The sequence below is a fragment of the Amycolatopsis sp. NPDC058278 genome, assembly GCF_042881395.1.
In the GTDB taxonomy this organism is placed as follows: domain Bacteria; phylum Actinomycetota; class Actinomycetes; order Mycobacteriales; family Pseudonocardiaceae; genus Amycolatopsis.
The window spans coordinates 1-17,315 of sequence record NZ_JBHVXZ010000012.1; the positions used below are offsets into that span (position 1 = coordinate 1).

The 17,315-nt window shown below is 70.1% G+C and carries 15 protein-coding genes and 1 tRNA gene; 9 read left to right on the top strand and 7 right to left on the bottom strand.

What is annotated here, in order from left to right; genetic code table 11:
* Nucleotides 1–203: 203 nt before the first annotated feature.
* The gene (locus tag ACFVYA_RS08325; RefSeq protein WP_285987546.1) at nucleotides 204–935 is read left to right on the top strand and encodes a trypsin-like serine protease; all 732 of its coding nucleotides are present in this window, start codon (nucleotides 204–206) and stop codon (nucleotides 933–935) included.
* 177 nt (nucleotides 936–1,112) lie between these two features.
* Here ACFVYA_RS08325 and ACFVYA_RS08330 read toward each other — a convergent pair.
* A tRNA-Leu gene (locus tag ACFVYA_RS08330) sits at nucleotides 1,113–1,195 on the bottom strand.
* A gap of 130 nt (nucleotides 1,196–1,325) precedes the next feature.
* Here ACFVYA_RS08330 and ACFVYA_RS08335 point away from each other — a divergent pair.
* The 7 genes from ACFVYA_RS08335 (at nucleotide 1,326) to pknB (ending at nucleotide 10,784) form a co-directional block, all read left to right on the top strand.
* Nucleotides 1,326–2,564, top strand: a complete 1,239-nt coding sequence (locus ACFVYA_RS08335) for a DUF3662 and FHA domain-containing protein (RefSeq protein WP_387043702.1) — start codon at nucleotides 1,326–1,328, stop codon at nucleotides 2,562–2,564.
* Between the two features lie 100 nt (nucleotides 2,565–2,664).
* Nucleotides 2,665–3,126, top strand: coding sequence for an FHA domain-containing protein (locus tag ACFVYA_RS08340; protein ID WP_003079002.1), 462 nt, complete (start codon nucleotides 2,665–2,667; stop codon nucleotides 3,124–3,126).
* Nucleotides 3,123–4,520 carry a PP2C family serine/threonine-protein phosphatase gene (locus tag ACFVYA_RS08345; RefSeq protein ID WP_285987544.1) on the top strand — a complete coding sequence of 466 codons (1,398 nt, stop codon included), beginning with the start codon at nucleotides 3,123–3,125 and terminating at the stop codon, nucleotides 4,518–4,520. The genes ACFVYA_RS08340 and ACFVYA_RS08345 overlap by 4 nt, the downstream gene beginning before the upstream one ends.
* A complete protein-coding gene (locus ACFVYA_RS08350) occupies nucleotides 4,520–6,007 on the top strand; it encodes an FtsW/RodA/SpoVE family cell cycle protein (RefSeq protein WP_285987543.1) in 1,488 nt (495 codons plus the stop codon). The genes ACFVYA_RS08345 and ACFVYA_RS08350 overlap by 1 nt, the downstream gene beginning before the upstream one ends.
* Entirely contained in the window at nucleotides 6,004–7,473 is a 1,470-nt protein-coding gene (locus tag ACFVYA_RS08355) for a penicillin-binding protein 2 (protein WP_285987542.1), read from the top strand. The genes ACFVYA_RS08350 and ACFVYA_RS08355 overlap by 4 nt, the downstream gene beginning before the upstream one ends.
* Before the next feature lie 3 nt (nucleotides 7,474–7,476).
* Complete coding sequence (locus ACFVYA_RS08360; RefSeq protein WP_387043705.1) at nucleotides 7,477–8,811, top strand: serine/threonine-protein kinase; 1,335 nt, start codon at nucleotides 7,477–7,479, stop codon at nucleotides 8,809–8,811.
* Nucleotides 8,808–10,784, top strand: a complete 1,977-nt coding sequence (pknB, locus tag ACFVYA_RS08365) for a Stk1 family PASTA domain-containing Ser/Thr kinase (protein ID WP_387043707.1) — start codon at nucleotides 8,808–8,810, stop codon at nucleotides 10,782–10,784. The genes ACFVYA_RS08360 and pknB overlap by 4 nt, the downstream gene beginning before the upstream one ends.
* A 51-nt stretch (nucleotides 10,785–10,835) precedes the next feature.
* On the opposite strand, the gene ACFVYA_RS08370 is transcribed toward pknB, so the two are convergent.
* From ACFVYA_RS08370 to ACFVYA_RS08385, 4 genes are all read right to left on the bottom strand, one after another.
* On the bottom strand, nucleotides 10,836–11,153 hold the full coding sequence (locus tag ACFVYA_RS08370; protein ID WP_103338162.1) for a hypothetical protein: 318 nt from the start codon (nucleotides 11,151–11,153) through the stop codon (nucleotides 10,836–10,838).
* A gap of 100 nt (nucleotides 11,154–11,253) precedes the next feature.
* On the bottom strand, nucleotides 11,254–11,895 hold the full coding sequence (locus tag ACFVYA_RS08375) for a hypothetical protein (RefSeq protein WP_387043709.1): 642 nt from the start codon (nucleotides 11,893–11,895) through the stop codon (nucleotides 11,254–11,256).
* Entirely contained in the window at nucleotides 11,883–12,674 is a 792-nt protein-coding gene (locus ACFVYA_RS08380) for an ABC transporter ATP-binding protein (protein ID WP_285987538.1), read from the bottom strand. Before ACFVYA_RS08380 ends, ACFVYA_RS08375 begins: the two co-directional genes overlap by 13 nt.
* A complete protein-coding gene (locus ACFVYA_RS08385) occupies nucleotides 12,671–13,315 on the bottom strand; it encodes an aminodeoxychorismate/anthranilate synthase component II (protein ID WP_387043836.1) in 645 nt (214 codons plus the stop codon). Before ACFVYA_RS08385 ends, ACFVYA_RS08380 begins: the two co-directional genes overlap by 4 nt.
* A 112-nt stretch (nucleotides 13,316–13,427) precedes the next feature.
* Between ACFVYA_RS08385 and ACFVYA_RS08390 the strand changes: the two genes are divergently transcribed.
* Nucleotides 13,428–14,747, top strand: coding sequence for an FAD-dependent oxidoreductase (locus tag ACFVYA_RS08390; RefSeq protein WP_387043838.1), 1,320 nt, complete (start codon nucleotides 13,428–13,430; stop codon nucleotides 14,745–14,747).
* On the opposite strand, the gene ACFVYA_RS08395 is transcribed toward ACFVYA_RS08390, so the two are convergent.
* Together ACFVYA_RS08395 and ACFVYA_RS08400 are read right to left on the bottom strand one after the other, a co-directional pair.
* Nucleotides 14,744–15,403, bottom strand: coding sequence for a response regulator (locus tag ACFVYA_RS08395; protein ID WP_387043711.1), 660 nt, complete (start codon nucleotides 15,401–15,403; stop codon nucleotides 14,744–14,746). The genes ACFVYA_RS08390 and ACFVYA_RS08395 overlap by 4 nt on opposite strands.
* Complete coding sequence (locus tag ACFVYA_RS08400; RefSeq protein WP_387043713.1) at nucleotides 15,343–17,166, bottom strand: histidine kinase; 1,824 nt, start codon at nucleotides 17,164–17,166, stop codon at nucleotides 15,343–15,345. The genes ACFVYA_RS08395 and ACFVYA_RS08400 overlap by 61 nt, the downstream gene beginning before the upstream one ends.
* Nucleotides 17,167–17,315 lie beyond the last annotated feature (149 nt).

Consider the following 17,315-nt stretch of genomic DNA (forward strand, 5'->3'; position numbering starts at 1 on the left):
CGCGCGCCCCGCCCCCCCCCCACCACCAGCTCCACACCACCTCCCGGGTGGCGGTCGTGGCGGACGGCAGCGCCGCCCACCCCGGCTGCCGGGCGCGGGGGGCCCCCGGTGGGCCCCCGGGGTGCCGCCCGGCCAGGGAATACCCCGCCCGCGGCGGCGGCCCTAACGTCGAACGTCGACCACCGACTCGACGAAGGGGAAGAATGCGCCTGCGCGCCCTGCTCGCCGCTGCCGTTTTGACCGTCTCCACCGCTCCCGCCGCCTGGGCCGTCGCCCACGGTTCCGACGTCCCACCGGGGCAGTACGGGTTCGTCGCGAAGCTCGCGATGACGAAGATCCCGCGCCCGGACGGCTCGACGTACAGCAGCTACTGCACGGGTGCGCTCGTCGCGCCCGCCTGGGTCCTGACGACCGGCCACTGCTTCCACGACGCCCACCGCGACCGCGTCTCGGGCAAGACCCCGTACCCGACGACGGTGACGCTGGGCCTGACCGACGAAGCCACGGAATCGGGCATCGCCCGCAAGGCGACCGAGGTCCTCCAGGCCAAGGAGAACGACGTCGCCCTGGTCCGCCTGGACTCCCCGGTGACCACGGTGCCGCCCCTCACAGCGAGCCGCGCGACCCCGAAGGTCGGCCGGCAGCTGACGCTGGCGGGCTGGGGCAGCCTGACGAGCTCGGACCCCAAGCCGGCCACCCGCCTCCAGCAGGGCACGGTGGCGGTGGCGAAGGTGGATCCGACGACGCTGGGCGTCCGCGGCGCGGCCCCGGAGATCACGACGAGTGCGTGCACGTACGACTCGGGAGCCCCGTATTTCTCGGGCGACGAGCTGGTCTCCTTGGAGGCAACGGGCCCGGACTGTCCCCACGCGGGCATCGAGACGACGAGCCGGGTGGACGTCATAGCGGACTGGATAGCCACCCACACGGCGTAACTTCGCCCAGGGCGAACACAGGTGACAAACCCCACCGAGCCCCCTGGATGCCCTCCCGGACCACGCTGGAAGGCGACGGGAGGCACCGTGGGGGGGTCCGGGGGGCTCGGCCCCCGGGAGACATAAAGCCAATGGGAAGGGCCCCGATCGCGCTAGCGATCGGGGCCCTGAACAGCGTGGGCGAGGAGGGAGTTGAACCCTCACGTCCTTTCGGACACACGGACCTGAACCGTGCGCGTCTGCCATTCCGCCACTCGCCCGAGTGCTTCTCTCATGCAGCGAGGAGAAGACTAGCAGGTGCTTTGAACGGGTTTCACCGGGGGCCGTGTCGAGGCTCGCTCACCCGGATAGGATCGGTGCGGAAGCACACGTGTGAGGAGGTTTTCCCCGGTGGGCCGCGCCGAACGATTCGACAGGCGACTCGAGAACCTGGTGGGGAACACTTTCGCGCGCATGTTCGGTGGCAACGTCGTCACGCAGGAAGTGGCGATCGCCCTGGAGCGGGAGAGTGAGGAGAACGTTCGTGAGCTGGCAGGCGGTCGGCAGCTCGCCCCCAATCACTACATCGTGTCGCTGGGGGCGGCTGACCACGAGCGCATGGCCGGTGACGAGCAGCGTGTCACGCAGATGCTGGCCAGGGCAGTGGCGGAACACCTCGCCGCCGAGGGTCTGGACACCTATGGTGACGTCGTCGTATCACTCGAGCGCAACGAGGCGCTGCATACTGGACAGTTCAAGACCCGTTCGTCCGTCGATCCCGACGCCCGCCCCTCAGGCGCCGGTTCACCGCGGTCGGCACGACCCAGCAACGCAGGAGACCCAGCAATGAGCCAGCCCCCCGGCTACGGCCAATACGACCAGGGTGACCCGTACGGCCAGCAGGGCCAGTACGGCTACGGACAGCAGGGTGGCCAGCAGCCCGGGTACGACCAGGGTTACGGCCAGCAGGGTGGATACGACCAGTACGGCGGTCAACAGCAGCCCGCTGCCGGTGGCTACGACCAGTACGGCCAGCCGCAGCAGGGTGGTGGCTACGACCAGTACGGCCAGCAGCCCCAGGCCGGCTACGACCAGGGCTACGCCCAGCCCCAGGGCGGTGGCTACGAGCAGGGCGGCTACGCCCAGCCGCAGGGCGGTGGCTACGACCAGGGCTACGCCCAGCCCCCGGGCGGCGGGTACGACCAGGGCGGCTACCAGCAGGGTGGCTACGACCAGTACGGCGGCCAGCAGCCTCAAGGCGGGTACGACCAGTACGGCCAGCAGCAGGCGTACGGCGCCCCGGCCGCGGACCCGTACGCCCAGCAGCAGGGCGGCTACGGCCAGCCCGCGCCGGGCCGTCAGCTCGCGGCGAGCCTGCAGCTGGACGACGGCTCGAACCGCACGTACTCGCTGAAGCAGGGCGGGAACGTCGTGGGCCGGGGCCAGGACGCGGACTTCCGCCTGCCGGACACCGGGGTCTCGCGCCGCCACCTGGAGATCACCTGGGACGGCCAGAGCGCGACGCTCGCGGACATCGGCTCGACGAACGGCACGACCGTGAACGGCACCCCGGTCCAGACCTGGCAGCTCGCCGACGGCGACGTCATCCGGGTGGGTCATTCGTCCTTGGTGTTCCGTACACAGGGCTGACTCAGGACCCGGAATACTGTTCCCGCAGAATTGACGTGCGGGGGGACCGCGGCGTACCCGCGTCGCGGCTGCACGGACGAGTCGGGAGCGGACACACCAAGTGCCAGAGCTGGTCGTACAACTCACCAGGGTGGGCTTCCTCGTGCTGCTCTGGCTCTTCGTGTTCGCCGCGCTCAGAGTCGTCCGTTCGGACCTCTACGCGGCGTCAGGCATGCGCGTCCAGGTGCCGACCTTCGGGCGCAAGAAAGAGAAGAAGCCGCGCAACAGCAAGTCGCCGCAGCAGCTGCTCGTGACCCACGGCGCGCTGGCGGGGACCCGCATCGCGCTGGACGGCCGGCCGATCCTGATCGGCCGGGCCGACGACTCCACGTTGGTCCTCGACGACGACTACGCGTCGACCCGCCACGCGCGGATCGCCCAGCGCGGTGAGGACTGGTACGTGGAAGATCTGGGCTCGACGAACGGGACCTACCTCGACCGGGCTAAGGTCACTGCACCCCTCCGGGTCCCGCTCGGAGTCCCCATCCGGATCGGCAAGACGGTGATCGAGCTTCGCCCATGACTCTCGTCCTCCGCTACGCAGCCCGCAGCGACCGGGGCCTGGTGCGTTCGAGCAACCAGGACTCCGTGTACGCCGGCCCTCGCCTGCTCGCGCTCGCCGACGGCATGGGTGGCCACGCGGCGGGTGAAGTCGCCAGCAAGGTCGTCATCGCCTCCCTCGCCCCCCTCGACGACGACGAACCCCGTGACGACCTGCTCGCCCAGCTGCGCGAAGCGGTGGCGAACGGCAACGCCGCGATCGCCGAGCTCGTCTCGCAGGACCCCGACCTCGACGGCATGGGCACCACGCTCACCGCCGTCCTGTTCGCCGGCACCCGGCTGGGTCTGGTGCACGTCGGCGACTCGCGGGCCTACCTGCTGCGCAGCGGTCAGTTCGCGCAGATCACGCGGGACGACAGCTTCGTCAACGAACTCTTGGAACAGGGCCGGATCACGCCCGAAGAGGCGGCGGTGCACCCGCAGCGGTCGCTGCTGCTCAAGGCACTCACCGGCCACGAGGTCGAGCCGAGCCTGACCGTGCGCGAGGCCCGCTCCGGCGACCGGTACCTGATCTGCTCGGACGGCCTTTCCGGCATGGTCAGCGACGAGACGCTGGCCGAGGCCGTGCAGATCCCGGACCCGCAGCAGTGCGCCGACCGGATGATCGAGCTGGCGCTCAAGGGCGGCGGCACGGACAACGTCACGGTGATCATCGCGGACGTGGTCGACGTCGACTTCGGCGAGGACGCGCCCATCGTGGGCGGCGCCGCCGGGGACGGCAGCGACGAGCTGCACCAGGGCGACTCGCCCGCGGCGCGGGCCAGGGCGCTGACCCAGCCGCCTCCGCAGCAGCGCCCGGACCTGCCGCAGCCCCAGGAGGACCCGAAGGCCAAGCGCCGGAAGCGGTTCCGCTGGCTGGCCGGGGCGCTCGTCGTCCTCGTGGTGCTCGCCGCGGCCGCCATCGCGACCCGCTACTTCGTGCTGAGTCAGTACTATGTCGGCGAGGGAGCGGATGGGGAGGTCGTGATCTACCGCGGCGTCCCCGGCAGCATTCTCGGCATCGACCTGCACGCCTACGAGCAAGGGTCCTGCCCGCCGAGCCAGGTGTGCACGGACAAGCTGCGCGTCACCCAGCTCCAGGAGGACGCGCGGCTGGCGGTGCAGAACGGCGTCAAGAAGGACAACCTCGACGAAGCGCGGAAGTACATCGACGACTTCCTGCAGCTGCGCAAGCGCCTGAACAACTGCGCGCCGGCGGGCGGTCAGCCGTCCTCGACGCCAACCCCTTCGGTCACGCCGACGACGACTCCGTCGGCTCCGGCCGGCTCTACTGCTCCGTCGTCGGCGAACCAGCCAGCGGGGAGGGACTGCTCGACGCCGAGTTCGACGGCACCGACGACGGGAGGCGGTAACTGATGAGCCAGCCCGCCGCGCGCGCCGCCGAACCCCTCGCCGCGCAGTTCCAGACGAACCCGCCGCGCGAGGTCCCGACCCGCCGCAACACCGAGCTGGTGCTGCTGGGCTTCGCGACCTTCATCGTCACCGTCGCGCTCGTCCTCGTGGAAGCGAACCAGGAGCAGGAACTCACCGCGTCGATCATCTGGCTCGGCCTGGCCTACCTCGGGGTGTTGACCGGCGCGCACCTGGCCGTCCGCAAGTGGGCGCCGTACGCCGATCCCGTGCTGCTCCCCTGCGTCGCGCTGTTGAACGGCATCGGGCTGGTGATGATCCACCGGATCGACCTGGCCCTGGCCGAACGCGCCACGCAGCAGGGCAAGGACTACACGCCCGCCGTCACCGCCCAGGTGCTGTTCACGGTGATCTCGCTGGTGTTCTTCGTCGTGGTGCTGATCGTGGTCAACGACCACCGCACGCTGACCCGCTACGGCTACACCGCGGGCCTGATCGGCATCGTCGCACTGGCGCTGCCGGCGCTGCTGCCGTCGAGCCTGTCCGAGGTCAACGGCGCCAAGGTGTGGCTGAAGCTGCCGTTCTTCTCGATCCAGCCGGGCGAGTTCGCGAAGATCCTGCTGATGATCTTCTTCGCTTCGTTCCTGGTGTCGAAGCGGGACCTGTTCATGGTGGCGGGCAAGAAGCTCGTCGGCGTCGAGCTGCCGCGCGCCCGCGACCTCGGCCCGATCCTGATCGCCGCGTTCGTCTGCATCGGCGTCCTGGTGTTCGAGAAGGACCTCGGCACGTCGCTGCTGTTCTTCAGCGTCATCCTCGTCATGCTGTACGTCGCGACCGAGCGGGCCATCTGGGTCGTCCTGGGCCTCAGCTTCTTCGCCGTCGGCTGCGTGATCGCCTACAACCTCTTCACGCACGTCCAGCAGCGCGTGGCGAACTGGCTGGACCCGCTGGCCACCTACGACGACGCCGGCGGCGGCTACCAGCTCGCGCAGGGCCTGTTCGGGCTCGGCACCGGCGGCGTGGGCGGCACCGGGCTCGGTGCCGGGCGGCCGGACATGGTGCCCGAAGCCAACACCGACTTCATCACCGCGTCGATCGGCGAGGAGCTCGGCTTCATCGGGCTGGCCGCGGTGTTGATGCTCTACTTGATGGTCGCCATGCGCGGCATGCGGAGCGCGCTCGCCGTGCGCGACACGTTCGGCAAACTGCTCGGCGGCGGGCTCGCGTTCACCATGGTCATGCAGATCTTCGTCGTCGTCGGCGGGGTCACGAAACTCATCCCGGAGACCGGTATCACCGCCCCGTTCCTGTCCAAGGGTGGTTCGTCGCTGCTCGCGAACTACATCCTGGTCGCGCTGCTGCTCCGCATCTCCGACGCGGCCCGCAAGCCCACCTCGCGCCCGAAGCCGCAGCAGCAGCCGCAGGCGCCGATCGCGGAAGCGCACACCGTGCTCGTGCAGCGGCCGCCGGCGGAGGGGGGTGCGCAGGCGTGAACACCCCGCTCCGCAAGGTCGGCATGGCGATGCTCGTGATGGTCGTCCTGCTGCTCGCCAACGCCACCTACATCCAGGTGGTGAAGGCCGACGACTACCGCACCGACTCCCGCAACGCGCGCGTGCTCTACGACGAGTTCGCCCGCCAGCGCGGCAAGATCGTGTCGCAGGCCAACGGCGAGGTGCTGGCCAGCATCAACCCGTCGAACGACAAGTACAAGTACGTCCGGACCTACGCCGACGGCCCGATGTACGCGCCGGTCACCGGCTACTACTCGATCAACTACGGCGCCGGCGGCCTGGAGCGCGCCGAGGACGACGTCCTCAACGGCTCCGACCCACGGCTGTTCGTGCGGCGGCTGTCGGACATGGTCACCGGCCGGGACCCGAGCGGCGGCAACGTCCGGCTGACCATCGACCCGGCCGTGCAGAAGGCCGCGTACGACCTGATGACGCAACGGGGCTACACCGGCGCCGTCGTCGCGATGGAACCCAAGACCGGCCGGATCCTGGCGATGGTCTCGACGCCGTCGTACGACCCGAACCAGCTGGCCTCGCACACGTCGAAGGCGCAGATCGACGCCTGGAACGCGAACAACAAGGACCCGAAGAAGCCCATGCTGAACCGGGCGATCTCCGAGACCTACCCACCGGGTTCGACGATGAAGCTCGTCACCGCGGCGGCCGCGCTCGAGGACGGCAAGGGCCCGGACACCCAGATCGACACGTCGCCGAACACGAAGGTGCCGGGCTCCAGCAAGACACTGGAGAACTACGCCGGCAGCGCCTGCCCCGGCAACACGTTCAAGGACGCGCTCGCACACTCCTGCAACGTGCCGTTCGCGCAGTTCGCCGGTGCGCTCGGCGCGGACAAGTTCAGGAAGACGGCGGCGAACTTCGGCATCGGGCAGACCGACCTGACCGTGCCGATGAAGGTCGCCGGGTCGACGGTCGGCCCGCTCGACTCGCAGGACGCGCTCTTCCAGAGCGGTATCGGCCAGCGTGACGTCCGGCTGACGCCACTGCAGGACTGCCTGCTCGCGGCCACCGTGGCCAACGGCGGGATGGCGATGAAGCCGCAACTGGTGCAGTCCGTGCTGGCACCGGACCTGTCGACCATCGAGGACTACAGTCCGACCGAACTCACCGGCACTCCGGCGCTGTCGTCGTCGAACGCCGCGATCCTCAAGGACATGATGATCGCTTCCGAGGGCTTCACCCAGGGCGGCGGCAAGCGCCCGGACATCCAGATCGCGTCGAAGACCGGCACCGCCGAGCACGGCACGGACTCCAAGAACACCGCCCCGCACGCCTGGTACACCGCCTTCGCCCCGGCGAACGACCCGCAGATCGCGGTCGCCGTGATCGTCGAGGACGGCGGCAACCGCGGCCTCGCGGCCACCGGAGGCAAGGTCGCTTCGGAGATCGGCCGTGCCGCCATCAACGCGAAGCTCGGGGGTGGATAGCGCATGCTGTCCTCCGGTCAGCTGCTGGCCGACCGCTACAAGCTGACGAGCCGGATCGCCGTCGGCGGGATGGGTGAGGTCTGGCAGGCCAGCGACACCCGGCTCGACCGGACCGTGGCCGTCAAGATCCTCAAGGCCGAACTCTCCGGCGACGCCGAGTTCCTCCACCGCTTCCGCACGGAAGCGCGGATGACGGCGTCCCTGAACCACCCCGGCATCGCCGCGGTGCACGACTACGGCGAAACCATCTTCGACGGCGACCTGCCGATCGCCTACCTGGTGATGGAGCTCGTCGACGGCGACCCGCTGGCCGGGCTGCTGGCCAAGCACGGGCGGCTGTCGGCGGAGTTCACCCTCGACATGCTCGAGCAGGCGGGCAACGCACTCCAGGCGGCGCACAACCACGGCCTGGTCCACCGCGACGTCAAGCCGGGCAACATCCTGGTGACGTCGGCCGGGCAGGTGAAGATCACCGACTTCGGCGTGGCGAAGGCGGCCGACGCCGCCCCGGTCACCCGGTCCGGCATGGTCATGGGCACCGCGCACTACATCGCCCCGGAGCAGGCGCTCGGGCAACCGGCCGAGCCGGCGTCCGATGTCTACTCGCTGGCGGTGTGCGGCTACGAATGCCTCGCCGGGCACCGGCCGTTCCTGTCCGAGAACGCCGTGACGGTCGCGATGATGCACATCCGCGACATCCCGCCGCCGCTGCCGCCGGACGTCCCGCCCGCGGCGCGCGCGGTGATCGAGGCGACCCTGATCAAGGATCCGCGGCAGCGCTACAACAACGGCGGCGAGTTCGCGGCCGCCGTCGCCGCGGTCCGCGCCGGGCTGCCGCTGCCCACGCCGTCCGGGCTGGTGAACGCCACCTACGCGACCGGGCAGCAGCCCCAGCAACCGCAACAGGTGCAGCCACCGCCGTCGATGCCGGTGCCGATACCCCAGCAGCAGCTTCCCCCGCCGCAGCAGCCGATGGGTCCGCCGTCCCCCGCGATGAACCCGATGCTCGCCATCGGCCCGCCGTCCCGGCCCGCCCCGCGGCAGGTCATGCTGCCGGCCGCCAGGAAGAAGACGCAGTGGGGCTGGTGGGCGCTTCTCGCGGCGATCCTGCTCGTTGTCCTGGTGGCGGGCATCGTGCTGGTGGCGAAGATGCTGGGCGGCGGCAACGGCTCGCCGCCGCACAACGGCCAGCCGCAGAGCCAGGTGTTCCCGGGCAGACAGGTGCCCGCGGAGCAGTCCTCGAGCGGCTACCCGGCGGACACTCCCGGCACGACCGACGATGGCCGGCAAGGCATCATGACCACACCTTGGACGGAATGGAACGGCATCCAGAGATGAGCACACCCAGACTGCTCTCCAACCGGTACGAGCTGGGCGAAACGCTCGGCTACGGAGGCATGTCCGAGGTCCACCACGGCCACGACGTGCGCCTCGGCCGGGAAGTCGCGATCAAGATCCTCCGTGCCGATCTCGCCAGGGATCCGCAGTTCCTGGAGCGCTTCCGCCGCGAAGCGCAGAACGCCGCCGCCCTGAACCACCCGGCGATCGTCGCGGTCTACGACACGGGCGAAGCGAACGCCGAGTTCGGCCCGCTGCCGTACATCGTCATGGAGTACGTCGAAGGCCGGACGCTGCGCGACATCGTCAAGACCGAAGGCCCGATGTCGCAGAAGCGGGCGATGGAGGTCATGGCCGACGTCTGCGCGGCGCTGGACTTCTCGCACCGCCACGGCATCGTGCACCGCGACGTCAAGCCGGCCAACGTGATGATCACGAAGAACGGCGCGGTCAAGGTGATGGACTTCGGCATCGCGCGCGCGATGCACGACGGCCAGTCCGCCATGACCCAGACCGCCGCGGTGATCGGCACGGCGCAGTACCTGTCGCCGGAGCAGGCCCGCGGTGAGTCGGTCGACGCCCGTTCCGACGTCTACGCCGCCGGCTGCGTGCTGTACGAGCTGATCACCGGCGAGCCGCCGTTCACCGGGGACTCCCCGGTCGCGGTCGCCTACCAGCACGTCCGCGAAGACCCCAGCGCGCCCTCGTCGGTGAACCCGGCGGTGGCGCCGGAGCTGGACGCGGTCGTGCTGAAGGCGCTGGCCAAGGGCCCGGCGAACCGCTACCAGTCGGCGGCGGAGATGCGCTCGGACCTGGTGCGCACGCTCTCGGGCCAGCGCCCGGTGGCGCCGATGGTGATGTCCGAAGACGAGCGCACGCAGGTGATGAACGCCGACCGGCGGCAGCCGCAGCGCTACGACGAGTACAGCGAGCCGGACGACGAGGACCCGAAGGCCAAGCGACGGCGTCGCACGATCCTGGCCGCGGTGGCCGCGGTGTTCGTGCTGGGCGCGGTGCTGCTGATCATGTGGCTGTCGAACGCGTTCAAGAGCAACGACGCGACGCTGGTGGCGGTCCCGGACGTGCTGCACCAGACGGTCCCCCAGGCCCGGGAGACGTTGATCAGCAAGAACCTCACCGGAACGGTCGAGCAGAAGCAGGTGACCTGCGGGGTGCAGCCGACCGACGGCAGCCCGCAGTGCGGCCAGGACGACGTCAACCGGGTCGTCAAGGTCGACCCGGGGGTCGGCACCCAGGTGGCCAGTACCCAGAAGATCACGCTGTACGTCGGCGTCCCGCCGGGCAAGGCCAACGTGCCGGACCTCAAGGGCAAGTCCCGTGACCAGGCCGAGCAGCTGCTCACCGACGCGAAGCTGACCCTCGACCCGACCGTCCAGGAGACCGAGGTCTCCGACCCGAACCAGGCCGGCCTGGTGCAGGGGCAGAACCCGCCCGCGAATACCCAGCTCGACCAGGGCGCCAGCGTCAAGATCACGGTGGGCAAGTCGAAGCAGCTCAAAACGGTCACCGACTTCACCAACCAGCCGTACTCGAAGGCGAAGTCGACGCTGGAGAGCCAGGGCTTCACGACGAAGCGAGTCGACCAGGCTTCGGAGACGGTGCCGAAGGACACGGTCATCACCCAGAACCCGAACGGCGGGCAGCTCGCGGTGGGCAGCCAGATCGTGCTCACCGTGTCGACCGGCCCGGACAGCTCGAGCCAGATCCAGATGCCGCTCCTGGCCGGGATGACCCTCGACCAAGCGCAGGACAAGCTGTCGAGCATGGGCTGGACCGGCAAGTTCAACCAGAAGTCCGACAAGAACAGCAGCGCACCCGAGGGCACGATCACGGGTCAGAACCCGTCCGCCGGCACGATGATCAACAAGGACCAGAACGTCACGGTCAACGTGTCGGAAGGCAACGGGTTGCCGTCCATCACCTTCCCCACAACGACGAGAACCTCCAACTAGCGAGCAACGAGAAAGGCCCGCACGGTTCGCCGTGCGGGCCTTCTTCGTCGATCAGGACTGGTCGAGGAACCCTTGCACGGCACCGAGAACCTGGGCGGCGTCGCTCGCGGCACCGAAATCGAGCTCGAGTTCCTCGGCGGCGCCCGAACGTTTGACCTTCAGCGAAACGCGGGTTTCCCGGAACCGCCCCAGCCACGCGAAGAGCGAGCGGCAGAAGACGTCGGCGGAGGTGCTCGAAACGCCGACCACGACGGCGTCGAAGACCTGGACCCGGCCGCGGAGCTCGTCTTCGCCGCGCAGCCAGTCGGCGAGTTCCGGAAGCTCGCCGCCGGAGTTTGGCACGGTGATCGCGACGATCCCAGCCGTCACCCGAGCTCCCTTCGCCCAGAACCGGAGAGGACCCGAACCTTAGCCGTCCGCGCGGTCCCACTGGAAGCCCGGGGAGAGAATTGAATTCTGCAATTTGCAGTCAGGACCGGCGACGCACGATCGCCGAAACGGCGAAGTAGCTGACGGCCAGCATCGCCACCGCCGTCACCAGGGCCAGGACCAGCGGGCCGCCGACCGGCTCGTCGTCGGTCAGGGCGTGCAGAAGCGGGTGGACCAGGGGGATCTTCGCCAGCAGGACGACGACGAGCGTGATCACCGCGGCGAGCACCGTCCAGCCGATGCGGTGGACCAGCAGCCGCGAACACGGGAGCGCGATCGCGATGCCCAGCATCGCGCACGCGAGGTGCGCGAGCAGCCCGATGCCGAGCGCCGACGGCTGGATCCGGAACGACTTGAGCGCCGACCACACCTCGGTGATCGCGGTGAGGACCAGCGAACAGGCCAGCACGGTGAGGATCGCGCCGGTGATCATCCGCCGCCACTGCCGTGCGTGGCTCAGGGTCACCAGGCGCTGCACCGGGTCTTCGATGTCGAGCAGCGCGATCGTCAGCCAGCAGGAGACGACCAGCAATCCACCGGCGCTGACACCGAACAGCGGCAGCGGCGGGGAATGCGGGTCGGCGTAGAGGATCACGCACAGCGCGAGGTAGGCCAGCAACGCCGGCAGGTACCGCTGCGAATGGCCGAGCAGCGCCAGGTAGTACCGCGTCAGGGCGAGCACGGCGCCACCTCCCGCACCGACCAGCCGTCTCCGAGCGCCCGCAGCAGAACCGCGTCGACGCGGGCGACCTCGACCGTCAACACCACGTGCGGGCCTTCGGTGACGGCGTGCCGCACGCCGGGCTCGTCCGCCCAGCCGGTGCCGGTGCCGCGCAAGACGATCCGCGTGGTCGGCTCCGCCCGTTCCGCCGTGAGCCTTCCGGAGTCCATGAGGTGGACGACGTCGGCGTGGTCGTGCACCACCTGCGGCCGGTGGTCGGTGAACACGACGCTCGCCCCGCGCGCCCGCGTCTCGGCGACGAGCTCACCGAGGATGGTGTGTGTCCCGACGTCGAGGCCGGACCACGGCTCGTCGAGGATCAGCAGATCGGGCCGGACCATCACGGCCTGCGCGAGCCCGACTTTCTGCGCGTTGCCCTTGGACAGGGTGCGCAGCGGCGCCGTCGGGCCGCCGACGAGGGCGAGCCGTTCGAGCAGCGGGTCGATCACCGAGAGGTCGTCGAGCCCGCGGATGCGCGCCATGTGCCGCAGGTAGGCGCGGGCGCCCATGCGCTGGCCGGCCGGGAAGCGGTCCGGCAGGTAGCCGATCCGCGGGGTGCCGCCGACCGTCCCCGTGGTCGCGTGCGAGACGCCGGCCATGATCCGCAGCAGCGTCGACTTCCCGGAGCCGTTGCTGCCGAGGATGCCGACGACGTGGCCGGGCTCGACGGTCAGGTCGACGTCGCGCAGGACGAAGTCACCGCGCCCGTACCGCTTGCCGACCCCTTCGAGCCGGATCACGCAACAGCGGCCTTCTGCAGCGCCTTGGTCGCGCGTTCGAGCTCGTTCACCCGGGCCGGCTCGACGGGGTGCCCCGCGGCGGCCAGCCAGTTCGCGAGCATCCGGTGGCCGCCCTCGGTGAGCACGGACTCCGGGTGGAACTGGACACCTTCCAGCGGCAGCTCACGGTGACGCATGCCCATCACGATGCCGGACTCGGTGCGCCCGGTGATCTCGAAGACGGCGTCCGGAATCGTGTCCGGCACCACGGTCAGGGAGTGGTACCGGGTGGCCGTGAACTCCTCGGGCAGGTCCTTGAGGATGCCGGCGCCGGTGTGCCGCACCTGGCTCGTCTTGCCGTGCAGCAGCTCGGGCGCGCGGTCGACGGTGGCGCCGTAGACGACGCCGAGCGCCTGGTGGCCGAGGCAGACGCCGAGCATCGGCGTGCTCGTCTCGGCGCACTTGCGGATGACGTCCATGCTCTGACCGGCGCGTTCGGGGGTGCCCGGGCCCGGCGAGACGAGCACGGCGTCGAACTCGGGGACGCGGTCGAGGTCCACGACGTCGTTGCGCCAGACCGTGCAGTCGGCGCCGAGCTGGGCCAGGTACTGGACCAGGTTGTAGACGAAGCTGTCGTAGTTGTCGACGACGAGAACGCGCATGGCGCCGAGCTTACCGGCTCCCACCTGGTGGACCGTACGCCAAATCACATTTTAGGTTAGGTGGTCCTAACTTACCGTGGGACCAGTGAGCCGATCTCTTCGTGTGGCCGTGGTGGGTGCCGGTCCTGCCGGCATCTACGCCGCCGACATCCTGGACAAGTCCGACGCCCACGTCACGATCGACCTGTTCGAGCGCATGCCCGCGCCGTTCGGGCTGATCCGGTACGGCGTCGCGCCCGACCACCCCCGCATCAAGGGCATCGTGACGGCGCTGGAGAAGGTGCTCTCGAAGCCGAACATCCGGCTGCTGGGCAACATCGACTACGGCACCGATATCAAGCTCGACGAGCTGCGCGAGTTCTACGACGCGGTGATCTTCTCCACGGGCGCGTCCGCCGACCGCGCGCTCGACATCCCGGGCATCGACCTGGACGGCAGCTACGGCGCCGCCGACTTCGTGTCCTGGTACGACGGCCACCCCGACGTGCCGCGCACCTGGCCGCTGACCGCGTCTTCGGTCGCCGTCCTCGGCGTCGGGAACGTCGCGCTGGACGTGGCGCGGGTGCTGGCGAAGACGGCCGACGAGCTGCTGAGCACCGACATCCCGGACAACGTCTACCAGGGGCTCAAGGCCAGCCCGGTGACGGACGTGCACGTCTTCGGCCGCCGCGGCCCGGCGCAGGCGAAGTTCACCCCGCTGGAACTGCGTGAGCTGGACCACTCGCCGAACGTCGAGGTCATCGTCCACCCGGAGGACATCGAGTTCGACGAAGGCAGCATCGCCGCGCTGCGGGCGTCGAAGCAGATCGACATGGTCGTGAAGACGCTGCAGGAGTGGGCCATCCGCGAGCCGGGCACCCGGCCGCGGCGGCTGCACCTGCACTTCTTCCACTCGCCGGCCGAAGTCCTCGGCGAGGACGGCCGCGTCACGGGCCTGCGCACCGAGCGGACCGAGCTGACCGGCGACGGCAACGTCCGCGGCACCGGCGAATTCCACGAGTGGGACGTCCAGGCGGTGTACCGCGCGGTCGGCTACCTGTCGTCGCACCTGCCGGAGCTCCCCTTCGACCACGCGGCGGGCGTGGTGCCGAACCAGGCCGGGCGCGTGCTGGACCTGGACGAGAACCAGCTGGCGGGCGTGTACGTGACGGGCTGGATCAAGCGCGGCCCGGTGGGCCTGATCGGGCACACGAAGGGCGACGCGGCGGAGACGATCGCGAGCCTCCTGGCGGACGCGGACACGCTGGCGGCCCCGAAGTACGCGTCCCCCGACGCGATCCTCGACTTCCTCGAGGCGCGCGGTATCCCGTTCACCAACTGGGACGGCTGGGGCCGGCTCGACGCGCACGAGAAGGCACTGGGGTCGGCGGCGGGCCGTGACCGGGTCAAGGTGGTCGAGCGCGAGGAGATGACGCGGATCTCGCGCGGCTAGGTCCCCGCGCCGAGGTAGGCGAGGACCGCCATCACGCGGCGGTTCGTGTCGTCCGACGCCGTGATGTCGAGCTTGGCGAAGATGTTCGCGGTGTGCTTGCCGACCGCGCCCTCGCTGAAATGCAGCTTCGCGGCGATCGCGGCGTTCGAACAGCCTTCCGCCATCAGCGAAAGGACCTCGCGCTCCCGTTGCGTCAGGGCGGCCAGCGGGTCGGAGGCGTTGCCCGCCACCAGTTTCGCGATCACCTCGGGGTCCATCACCGTACCGCCGGCGGCGACCCGGCGGACCGCGTCGACGAACTGCTCGGCGTTGAAGACCCGGTCCTTCAGCAGGTAGCCGATCGCGCCGGTGCCGTCGGCCAGCAGCTCACGCGCGTACAGCTGCTCGACGTGCTGCGAGAGCACGAGGATCGGCAACCCGGGGACCTCCCGACGGGCCGACAGGGCCGCCTGCAGGCCCTCGTCGGTGTTCGTCGGCGGCATCCGGACGTCCACAATGGACACGTCCGGGCGTTCCTCACGCAAGGCCGCCACGAGTTCCGGGCCGCTGCCGACGGCTGCGACGACGTCGAAGCCGTGCGCGGTCAGCAGGTGTGTCAGGCCGTCTCGGAGAAGATATTGGTCTTCGGCGACGAGGGTTCGAGGTCGAGCTGACACGGGATCTCCAGGGTCGCCTTCGTCGGGCCGCCGATCGGGCTGGTCAGCGTCAACCTACCGTCGAAGGCGCCCAGCCGACGCTCGATTCCGCGGAGTCCCGAACCCCGAGCCGGATTGGCGCCGCCCGGGCCTTCGTCGGTCACCACGACCGTCAGGAGACCGTCGGCGAACTCCACCTCGATCGCCACCCGTTTCGCACCGTGCTTCGCCGCGTTGCCGAGCAGTTCGGACACCGCGAAGTACACGCACGCCTCCACCGGCTCCTCGACGCGCCCCGGCAGAGACCCGGTGACCTCGGACTTCAGCGGGCTGTCCATGGCCAGCGCGCGCACGGCGTCCAGCAGCCCGCGTTCGGACAGCACCGGCGGGTGGATGCCGCGGATCAGCACCCGCAGTTCGGTGAGCGCTTCCGACGACGCCGCGCGCAGTTCGGCCGCGAGCCGTTTCGCCGCCGCCGGGTCGGTGTCCACCAGCGCCTCGACCGCGCCCAGCTTCATGCCCATCGCGACCAGCCGGGACTGGATGCCGTCGTGCAGGTCGCGCTCGATCCGGCGCAGCTCCGCCGCCTGCGTCACCGTGACGTCGGACCGGGTCTGCTTCAGCCGTTCGACGCGCTGGGCCAGCCGGGTCGACTCGGTCGGCCCGAACCACACGCGGGCGAAGCGGGCCTGCTGGCGGGCGAGCCACGGCGCCGCGGCCAAGCCGGCGACCACCATCGCCAGCATGACCGGGGTCTGCGCGAGCGCGCCCAGGTGCGTCGACACCTCGGGGAACGGGGACCAGTCGATGCGCGGCGACACGAACGGCCGCCAGATCCAGAGCGCCCCGAGGCCGATGAGCCCCCGGCTGACCAACGCCACCGTCGGCAGGATCAGGACGAACGAAACCAGCGGGGCGAGCAGGCTGCCGGCGAGGTCGCGCCAGGTGGCGCGATCCCGGTAGATCCACCGCGTGCGGGCGTGCTGGACCGGCCAGAACGGCTCCTCGTACAACTGCCTGCCGACCTGGTAGAGCCCGTCGGCGCGGGGCACCGGCAGGCCGGGCGGCGGCAGGTACGGCCGCGAGATCTGCACCCCGGTCCAGTTCCCGATCTCGCGGCGCAACGTGTCCGTGATCGTCCGGTTCGCCAGCACGACCGGGGCGGCCATCGGCATGAAGAAGACCATGACGACCAGCTGGAAGATCGCGAAGACCAGCTGCACCACCGAAACCGCGAACAGCCCGGCCTGGTGACCCAGCGCTTCGCAGTGCCGGTGCAGCCAGTTCTTGCGCTTCGGCTCGACGGGCGGCCGCGGCCCGATCCACCAGCGCGTCCACCGGCCGTAGCCGCGCAGCACCACCGGGCCGCCGAGCAGCACGGCGACCGGCAGCAGCAGCGTGCCCAGCGGGTTCACCAGCTGCCACAAGAATTCACGGCCCGTGGCCGGGTCTTCCATCGCCCAGGTGAGCCGGTGCTGCCAGCTGATCCAGAACGCCCGCTTGTAGAGCTGGTTGCCGTCGCGGTACCAGCCGTCGCGCTCGCGCACGGGCGCCGGCGGCTCGAGCCGGTACGGCGCCTCGATCTCCACATCGCACCAGCGCCCGGCCAGCACGCGCATGCGCGCCGAGCGGCCACGAGCCCACAGGAGCGTGGGACCGAAGAAGAAGACCAGCCCGCCGCACAACAGCGCGAAGGTGAGCAGCTGGATCAGGACGTCCACCCAGCTGAGCAACGAGAACGCCGCCAGCGCGAACGCCCGGCCGATCGCACGCAGGTACGCCACCCGGCACCTCCTTTCCCCCGAGATCCTCGCCGACCGGCGCCGGACCGCGCACTGCCCCAAGCCCCACGAACGGGGTGGGTCCAGCCCCACCCCCGCTTCAGCAAAACGCTACCTGAGCTGGGGTTTCAGCGTCATTACGGAGACGGCCG

Bases quoted from the DNA above. Each gene is read 5' to 3' on its own strand.
- ACFVYA_RS08385 (WP_387043836.1), bottom strand. From the start codon at position 13,315: ATGCGCGTTCTCGTCGTCGACAACTACGACAGCTTCGTCTACAACCTG.
- ACFVYA_RS08325 (WP_285987546.1), top strand. From the start codon at position 204: ATGCGCCTGCGCGCCCTGCTCGCCGCTGCCGTTTTGACCGTCTCCACC.
- ACFVYA_RS08345 (WP_285987544.1), top strand. From the start codon at position 3,123: ATGACTCTCGTCCTCCGCTACGCAGCCCGCAGCGACCGGGGCCTGGTG.
- ACFVYA_RS08360 (WP_387043705.1), top strand. From the start codon at position 7,477: ATGCTGTCCTCCGGTCAGCTGCTGGCCGACCGCTACAAGCTGACGAGC.
- ACFVYA_RS08350 (WP_285987543.1), top strand. From the start codon at position 4,520: ATGAGCCAGCCCGCCGCGCGCGCCGCCGAACCCCTCGCCGCGCAGTTC.
- pknB (WP_387043707.1), top strand. From the start codon at position 8,808: ATGAGCACACCCAGACTGCTCTCCAACCGGTACGAGCTGGGCGAAACG.